This window comes from Candidatus Accumulibacter vicinus, assembly GCF_000584955.1.
GTDB lineage: Bacteria > Pseudomonadota > Gammaproteobacteria > Burkholderiales > Rhodocyclaceae > Accumulibacter > Accumulibacter vicinus.
The window spans coordinates 29,953-37,045 of the sequence record NZ_JDSS02000051.1 but is presented as its reverse complement, the minus strand read 5'-3'; the positions used below and the strand labels follow the sequence as shown (position 1 = coordinate 37,045).

9 protein-coding genes and 1 pseudogene are annotated in these 7,093 nt (G+C 66.5%); 9 read left to right on the top strand and 1 reads right to left on the bottom strand.

What is annotated here, in order from left to right; genetic code table 11:
- Nucleotides 1-495 (bottom strand): annotated as a pseudogene (locus CAPSK01_RS20115) (hypothetical protein); the annotation flags it as partial.
- Nucleotides 496-633: 138 nt separating this feature from the next.
- Between CAPSK01_RS20115 and ccmA the strand changes: the two are divergent.
- The 9 genes from ccmA to ccmI all read left to right on the top strand — a co-directional run.
- Nucleotides 634-1,266 (top strand): cytochrome c biogenesis heme-transporting ATPase CcmA, encoded by a 633-nt coding sequence (ccmA, locus tag CAPSK01_RS20110; RefSeq protein ID WP_034931042.1) that lies wholly within the window; start codon nt 634-636, stop codon nt 1,264-1,266.
- Between the two features lie 12 nt (nt 1,267-1,278).
- Nucleotides 1,279-1,947: a heme exporter protein CcmB gene (gene ccmB, locus CAPSK01_RS20105; protein ID WP_034931039.1), complete on the top strand. Its 669-nt coding sequence runs from the start codon at nt 1,279-1,281 to the stop codon at nt 1,945-1,947.
- Nucleotides 1,948-2,697 (top strand): heme ABC transporter permease CcmC, encoded by a 750-nt coding sequence (gene ccmC / locus CAPSK01_RS20100; protein ID WP_034931037.1) that lies wholly within the window; start codon nt 1,948-1,950, stop codon nt 2,695-2,697. It abuts the gene before it with no gap.
- Nucleotides 2,698-2,703: 6 nt separating this feature from the next.
- The gene (gene ccmD, locus CAPSK01_RS20095; RefSeq protein WP_273704180.1) at nt 2,704-2,931 is read left to right on the top strand and encodes a heme exporter protein CcmD; all 228 of its coding nucleotides are present in this window, start codon (nt 2,704-2,706) and stop codon (nt 2,929-2,931) included.
- The gene (gene ccmE, locus CAPSK01_RS20090; RefSeq protein ID WP_138678653.1) at nt 2,928-3,407 is read left to right on the top strand and encodes a cytochrome c maturation protein CcmE; all 480 of its coding nucleotides are present in this window, start codon (nt 2,928-2,930) and stop codon (nt 3,405-3,407) included. Before ccmD ends, ccmE begins: the two co-directional genes overlap by 4 nt.
- Nucleotides 3,408-3,417: 10 nt before the next feature.
- Entirely contained in the window at nt 3,418-5,418 is a 2,001-nt protein-coding gene (locus tag CAPSK01_RS20085; RefSeq protein ID WP_034931035.1) for a heme lyase CcmF/NrfE family subunit, read from the top strand.
- Between the two features lie 9 nt (nt 5,419-5,427).
- Nucleotides 5,428-6,012, top strand: coding sequence for a DsbE family thiol:disulfide interchange protein (locus tag CAPSK01_RS20080; protein WP_034931032.1), 585 nt, complete (start codon nt 5,428-5,430; stop codon nt 6,010-6,012).
- Nucleotides 6,009-6,494, top strand: coding sequence for a cytochrome c-type biogenesis protein (locus CAPSK01_RS20075; protein ID WP_034931028.1), 486 nt, complete (start codon nt 6,009-6,011; stop codon nt 6,492-6,494). The genes CAPSK01_RS20080 and CAPSK01_RS20075 overlap by 4 nt, the downstream gene beginning before the upstream one ends.
- A partial coding sequence (gene ccmI, locus CAPSK01_RS20070) for a c-type cytochrome biogenesis protein CcmI (RefSeq protein WP_273704179.1) occupies nt 6,491-7,093 on the top strand: 603 nt, incomplete at its 3' end. The genes CAPSK01_RS20075 and ccmI, both read left to right, overlap by 4 nt.

Below are 7,093 nucleotides of genomic sequence, written 5' to 3'. Positions count from 1 at the left end.
TTGCAGCAGCAGCGCAACCGCGGCGCTGGCCAGCCGGTCGTCAAACGGCGGGGCTTCCAGGTCGGCCAGCCAGTTCGAGAGATCGACAGAGAGTGCCGCGGCCGCCGCGGCATCGAGGACCGCCTGCAGACGCTTGCGCCAGGCGCCGAACTCCTCGATCCGGTTGGCTCGAAAGGGTTTCTCCAGCAGGGGTGGCCAGGCCATCAACAAATGGTACAGGTGTTCGACGATCGCCTCGATGGCAACCGCCAACCCCAGATCACGAGCGTCATCGAGTGCGGCTCGCTCAGCACGCGCCGCCTGGATGCACAAGCGTGCCGCAGCATCCTGGGCATGGCGGCAGAGACTGAAAACACGCGGAATGATCTCGGAAACCCGCGCCACCGGCAGCCCACGCAGGGCTTTGGCGAGCATCGGCCGGGTGGAAACGATCTCGGCCGAGACGATTTCTTTGCCGTCCCACGCCAGTGTCAACTGCAGAACGCCCTGTTCCACTGCCACGCTCCCGGAAGAACCCGTTGAAGAATACTCAAAGCCACTGAATCGATTTTGATTTTCATCAATCCGGGGCTAAACTCCCGCCTTCACAATATGCCCTCGCCGGTCTTGACCACTTCCCGGATCTCCCTCTGCATGCTCGAAGCTTCGAATCTGGAATGCGTACGCGGCGAACGTCGCCTGTTCGCCGGCGTCAGTTTTCGGCTCGCAGGCGGCGAGATGCTCTACCTGCAGGGGAAAAACGGTTCGGGAAAAACCAGCCTGCTGCGCATGCTCTGCGGTCTCACCCCGGCGGCCAGCGGCGACATTCGCTGGCGCGGCCGGCCGATCGGCAAACTCGGCGACGAGTTCCGCAGCGAACTGTGCTACCTTGGCCATCAGAACGCGATCAAGGAGGAACTGACGCCGCTGGAGAATATCCGGTCGTCGGCCACCCTGGCGCAGGAAACGCTCGACGCGGACGCCGCGCTCGACGCCCTCGAACAGCTCGGACTGCTTAGCCGCGCCGACCTTCCCTGCCGCTACCTTTCTCAAGGGCAGAAGCGCCGCGCCGCGCTCGCCCGTCTGGTGCATGAGAAGCGCGCGCTGTGGGTGCTCGATGAACCTTATGTGGCCCTCGACGCAGCCGCCGTCGAGCTGATCTCCGGCCTGATCGGCGCGCATCTGCAACGCGGCGGTCTGGCGGTCCTGACCACCCACCAGACGGTCGCCGTGCCGGCCGCGGCGCTGCGCGAGTTGTGGCTCGGCGCCGATGACGCAGCGCAATAGCGGTTGTCGTTGATGGTAGAATCGATCCGCGCCGTCATCGGTCGCGACCTGCGGCTGGCGATGCGGCGGCAGGCCGACATTGTTGCCGCGATGTTCTTTTTCATCATCGTCGTCAGTCTGTTCCCGCTTGGCGTCGGACCCGAAGCGGCGCAACTGCGCCGGCTGGCGCCCGGTGTGCTGTGGGTTGCCGCGCTGCTGGCGACGATGCTCTCGCTGCCACGCCTGTTTGCCGACGATCACCGCGACGGCACGCTCGAACAACTGGCGCTGGCGCCGCAGCCGCTGGCGCTGATCGTGCTCGGCAAGGTCATCGCGCACTGGCTGGTGGCCGGCCTGCCACTGGTCCTGCTGGCACCGTTGCTGGGTATCCAGTTCGACCTGGCCGGCGACGCGCTGGCGGTGCTGACCCTGTCGCTGCTGATCGGCACGCCGGCCCTGTCCGGGATCGGGGCGATCGGCGCGGCGCTGACGCTCGGCGTTCGCGGCGGCGGCGTGCTGCTGTCGCTGCTGGTCCTGCCGTTGTATATCCCGGTACTGATCTTCGGTGCCGGGTCAGTGGATGCGACGCTGAGCGGACTCGGACCGCAGGCCCATTTGTCGCTGCTTGGCGCGCTTGCGCTGGGCGGCGTGTTTTTTGCGCCGTGGCCGACTGCCGCGGCCCTGAGAGTCGCCCTGGAATAGATGAGCAAGCCCGTGATCAACTGGTTCAGATACGCCAGCCCACTGACCTTTTACCCGCTCGCGGGCAGGCTGATCCCCTGGTTCTGGACGCTCGCCGCGATCTTTGGCGTGCTCGGACTGACGATCGGCTTTCTGCTGGCGCCGACCGACGCGCAACAGGGCGAAGGGTATCGAATCATCTTCCTGCATGTCCCGGCGTCGTGGATGTCGATGTTCATCTACCTGGTGATGGCTTTCTGGGCCGCCATCGGGCTGGCCTTCAACTTCCGCCTGTCCGGGATGATGGCCTCGGCACTGGCGCCGACCGGTGCCCTTTTTGCCTTCCTCTCGCTATGGACCGGCGCACTGTGGGGCAAGCCGATGTGGGGCACCTGGTGGGTCTGGGATGCGCGCCTGACTTCCGAGCTGATCCTGCTCTTCCTCTACATCGGCTTCATTGCCCTGCAGGCTTCGATCGACGATCCACGCCGTGCCGACAAGGCCGGCGCGATCCTCGCGCTGGTCGGCGTGGTCAATGTTCCGATCATCTATTTTTCGGTCCAGTGGTGGAACACCCTGCATCAGGGCGCTTCGGTCAGCCTGACCAGAGCCCCCAGCATGGCCAGGCTGATGCTCTGGGGCATGCTGCTGTGCACCCTGGCATGCTGGATGTACAGCATCGCCATCGCCCTGATGCGTGTCCGCACCATCATGCTCGAGCGCGAGCGGCACACCGACTGGGTGCGCGAACTGCTCGCCGACAAGGAGTAGATCAATATGCCCGGCATGCACTGGAACAGTCTCGCCGACTTTCTGGCAATGGGCAACCACGGCCTCTATGTCTGGGGATCGCTGGCGGTGATGGCGCTGCTGATGCTGGCGGAACCGCTCCTGCTGCTGCAGGACCGGAAGAAACTCGTCACCCGTCTCAAGCAGCAATACCGTGCCGAGCGAACCGAAGCCCGACGCAAACGCGAAACCGCTTCCCGCAGGAGTCCGGATTGAAACCACGTCACCAACGCATGGCCCTGATTGTGGGCGGCCTGGCCATTCTCGGCCTGGTCGCCACGCTGGTGCTCAATGCCTTCCAGAGCAATCTGGTGTTCTTCTTCTCCCCCACGCAGGTGGCCGCCGGCGAAGCGCCCAGGGGCAAGAGCTTCCGTATCGGCGGCATGGTCAAGGAGGGATCGCTGCAGCGCCAGCCCGACGGCGTCACCCTGCGCTTCGTCGTCACCGACACCGACCGGGACATGACCGTCGCCTACAAGGGCATCCTGCCGGATCTCTTCCGCGAGGGAAAAGGCGTCGTCGCGCAGGGCAGGCTCGCCGAGGATGGCGTCTTTGCCGCCACCGAGGTGCTCGCCAAGCACGACGAGAACTACATGCCGCCGGAAGCCGCCAAAGCCGTCAGCGACGCCCACGAACGCGCGGCAAGCCATAAGGCAGCGGCGGAAGCCACCGCCAGGACCCTGAAACCGTAGGACGACGACCATGATCCCGGAAATCGGCCACTTCGCCCTCATCCTCGCGCTCTGCGTCGCCCTGACGCAGGGAACCCTGCCGCTGCTCGGTGCCCACTTCAACCGCCAGCCATGGATGGCCCTCGCCCGCCCGACGGCGATCGCGCAGGCACTGCTGCTGGTGACGGCTTTCGCCTGCCTGACCAGCGCCTTCGTCGACAACGATTTCTCGGTGCTCTATGTCGCACAGCACTCGAACACGCTGCTGCCGCTGCAGTACCGGGTCGCGGCCGTCTGGGGCGGGCACGAAGGCTCGCTGCTGCTGTGGATGCTGATGCTGGTGCTGTGGTCGCTGGCCGTGGCGCTGCTGTCGAAGCCCTTGCCCATCCCCCTGGTGGCGCGCGTGCTCGGCGTTCTCGGTCTGGTCAGCGCCGGTTTCCTGCTGTTCATCCTGCTCACCTCGAACCCCTTCGAGCGCCTGCTGCCGGCGGCCGAAGAAGGGCGCGACCTCAACCCGCTGCTGCAGGACCCCGGCCTGATCATTCACCCGCCGATGCTGTACATGGGCTACGTCGGTTTCTCGGTGGCTTTTGCCTTCGCCATCGCCGCGCTGCTCTCGGGTCAGCTCGACGCCGCCTGGGCACGCTGGTCGCGACCCTGGACCACGGCGGCGTGGATCTTTCTGACGCTTGGGATCGCGCTCGGATCGTGGTGGGCGTACTACGAACTCGGCTGGGGCGGCTGGTGGTTCTGGGACCCGGTGGAAAACGCTTCCTTCATGCCCTGGCTGGTCGGCACAGCGCTGCTGCACTCGCTGGCGGTGACCGAGAAACGCGGCAGTTTCAAGAACTGGACGGTGCTGCTGGCGATCTCGGCGTTCTCGCTGTCGCTGCTCGGAACCTTCCTGGTCCGTTCCGGCGTACTGACTTCGGTACATGCGTTCGCCACCGACCCGACCCGCGGCATCTTCATCCTCGTCTTCCTGGGAGCGGTGATCGGCAGCTCGCTGGCGCTGTTCGCCTGGCGGGCGCCGAAGGTCGGTCTCGGCGGACGCTTCGGCCTGCTCTCGCGCGAGTCGCTGCTGCTCACCAACAACGTGCTGCTGGTCGTCGCCTGCGCCTCGGTCCTGCTCGGCACGCTCTACCCGCTCCTGATCGACGCGCTCGGCGCCGGCAAGCTCTCGGTCGGCCCGCCCTACTTCGACGCGGTATTCGTGCCGCTGATGCTGCCGGCGCTGTTCCTGATCGGCGTGGCGCCCTTTGCGCGCTGGAAGCATGCCAGCGTCGGCGAACTCGCGCGCACGCTGCGCTGGGCTTTTCTCGCGGCGGCCCTGGTCGGCTGTGGCGCCCCTTTCCTGTTGGGCGAATGGCGGCCGCTGGTCGCCCTGAGCCTGCTGCTGTCGGCATGGATCGTTCTTTGCGCCCTGCTCAATGGGGTCGAACGCGTACAGGCGACGCGCGCCGGCCGCTCCTTCCTGGCTACCGCCCTGCGGCAGCCGCGCAGCTTCTTCGGCATGCATCTGGCGCATCTCGGCATTGCCGTCTTCGTCGTCGGCGTCACCCTGGTCGGTGCCTATCAGTCCGAGAAGGATGTCAAGATGGAAGTCGGCGACAGCGTCGGCGTCGGCGGCTACCGCTTCCGCTTCAACGGCGTTCGCCAGCAGCAGGGACCGAACTACCGCGCGCTGGTCGGCGACATCGACCTCCTCAAGGACGGCGTGCCGGTGCGCAAGATGTTCCCGGAGAAGCGTTTCTACGCCGCGTCATCGATGCCGATGACCGAAGCGGCGATCGATACCGGCTTCCTGCGCGACGTCTATGTCTCGCTCGGCGAGCCGATCGACAAGGCCAGACCGGAGGCCGCCTGGGCGGTGCGCGTCTACCACAAGCCCTTCGTCGACTGGATCTGGGGCGGTTGCGTGCTGATGAGCCTGGGCGGACTGCTGGCCATCAGCGACCGCCGCTACCGTGTCAGGGCGCGCGCCGGCGCGCACACCACCGCCGCCGCCGCAGCGCTCGCCCAGAAAGCGTAGGGGACGACCATGAACCGATTTCTCTGGCCGCTGATCGGCTTCGCCGTACTCCTCGCGCTGCTCGCCGTTGGACTTCGGCTCAACCCCCGCGAACTGCCTTCGCCGCTGGTCGGCAAACCGGCCCCGCCGTTCTCGCTGTCGCGCCTCGACGCGCCCGCGCAGTCGTTCTCGCCGCAGGACCTGCTCGGCAAGGTCTGGCTGCTCAATGTCTGGGCGTCGTGGTGCGTCTCCTGCCGGCAGGAACATCCCCTGCTGGTCGAACTGGCGAAGCGCCAGACGGTGCCGCTGATCGGCCTCAATTACAAGGAAGTGCGCGGCGACGGCGGCATCGACATCGACCGGCTGCCCCCCGGCGGCGAACAAAAAATGGTCATCGAACGCGCCTCCGGCTGGCTCGCCAGGCACGGCAACCCGTACACCCTGTCGGTGCTCGACGTGGATGGCCGCGCCGGCATCGACTACGGCGTCTATGGCGTACCGGAAACCTACGTCATCGACCGGGCAGGCATCATCCGCATGAAGCACACCGGCCCGATCACCCCCGAGGTCCTCTCCGGCAGAATCCTGCCGCTGCTTTCGGAACTGTCGAAATGAGAGGCTTGCTGATGCTTCTGCTGCTCGCCGTGTTCAAGCTGCACATGCCCCTCCTGCACGCCGGCGAAGCCCGGCCGCTGGCGGCAGACGAACTGACCGAAAAGCGCCTGATCGCGATTTCTTCCGAATTGCGCTGCCTGGTCTGCCAGAACGAGTCGCTCGCCGGCTCGCAGGCCGAACTCGCCAACGACCTGCGCCGCGAAATCCGCACGCTGATCCAGGACGGCCGGAGCGACGCTGAAATCATGGAATTCATGGTCAGCCGCTACGGCGACTTCGTCCGCTATCGGCCCCCGTTGAAAGGAACGACGCTGCTGCTGTGGTTCGGCCCCGGCCTGCTGTTCGTCGCCGGCCTGACGGCACTGCTGCTCTACCTGCGCCGACGCGACCGGGCGATCAGCGACCCTCCCCTGAGCGCCGACGAGCAAGGCCGCGCCGAAGCGCTGCTGCAAGAACAGAATTCACGGCAAGGACCCGCATGACCGCCTTCCTCATCGCCGCGGCCCTGCTGGTCGTCGCCGTCATCGCCCTCCTCCTGCCACCGCTGCTGCGCACGCCACGGTTTTCGGGCAGCACCGACCAGAGCGAAGCGAACCTCGCGATTTTTCGCGACCAGCTCGCCGAACTCGAACGCGAGCGCCGCGAAGGCTCGCTGGCCGAGGCCGATTTCGCCCAGGCGAAAAGCGAACTGCAACGCCGTCTGCTCGAAGAAGTGCCCACCCTGGCCGCGCCGGCGACTGCTGACGGCGGCCGTCACCAGACCGCGCTGGCCTTGCTGGTGCTCATCCCGCTCGCCGCCGCTGCCGGCTATGCCCTGCTCGGCGAACCGCGCGCGCTCGACCCGCTGCAGCGGCAGGCGCGCATCGCCCCCGCACAGATCGAGGCCATGCTCAACAGTCTCGTCGACAAGCTGCAGAAGAACCCCGACGACCACCCGGGCTGGGTGATGCTGGCCCGATCGTACAAGGTGCTCGAACGTTTCCCCGAAGCAGCGAAAGCCTACGAACGCGCCGCCCCCCTGGTCGACCAGGACCCGGCCCTGCTCGCCGACTACGCCGATGTCCTCGCGCAGACCCAGGGC

What these genes read in the sequence shown, in the direction of transcription:
- ccmA (WP_034931042.1), top strand. Translation starts at nt 634, where the DNA reads ATGCTCGAAGCTTCGAATCTGGAATGCGTACGCGGCGAACGTCGCCTG.
- ccmB (WP_034931039.1), top strand. Translation starts at nt 1,279, where the DNA reads ATGGTAGAATCGATCCGCGCCGTCATCGGTCGCGACCTGCGGCTGGCG.
- ccmC (WP_034931037.1), top strand. Translation starts at nt 1,948, where the DNA reads ATGAGCAAGCCCGTGATCAACTGGTTCAGATACGCCAGCCCACTGACC.
- ccmD (WP_273704180.1), top strand. Translation starts at nt 2,704, where the DNA reads ATGCCCGGCATGCACTGGAACAGTCTCGCCGACTTTCTGGCAATGGGC.
- CAPSK01_RS20085 (WP_034931035.1), top strand. Translation starts at nt 3,418, where the DNA reads ATGATCCCGGAAATCGGCCACTTCGCCCTCATCCTCGCGCTCTGCGTC.
- CAPSK01_RS20080 (WP_034931032.1), top strand. Translation starts at nt 5,428, where the DNA reads ATGAACCGATTTCTCTGGCCGCTGATCGGCTTCGCCGTACTCCTCGCG.
- CAPSK01_RS20075 (WP_034931028.1), top strand. Translation starts at nt 6,009, where the DNA reads ATGAGAGGCTTGCTGATGCTTCTGCTGCTCGCCGTGTTCAAGCTGCAC.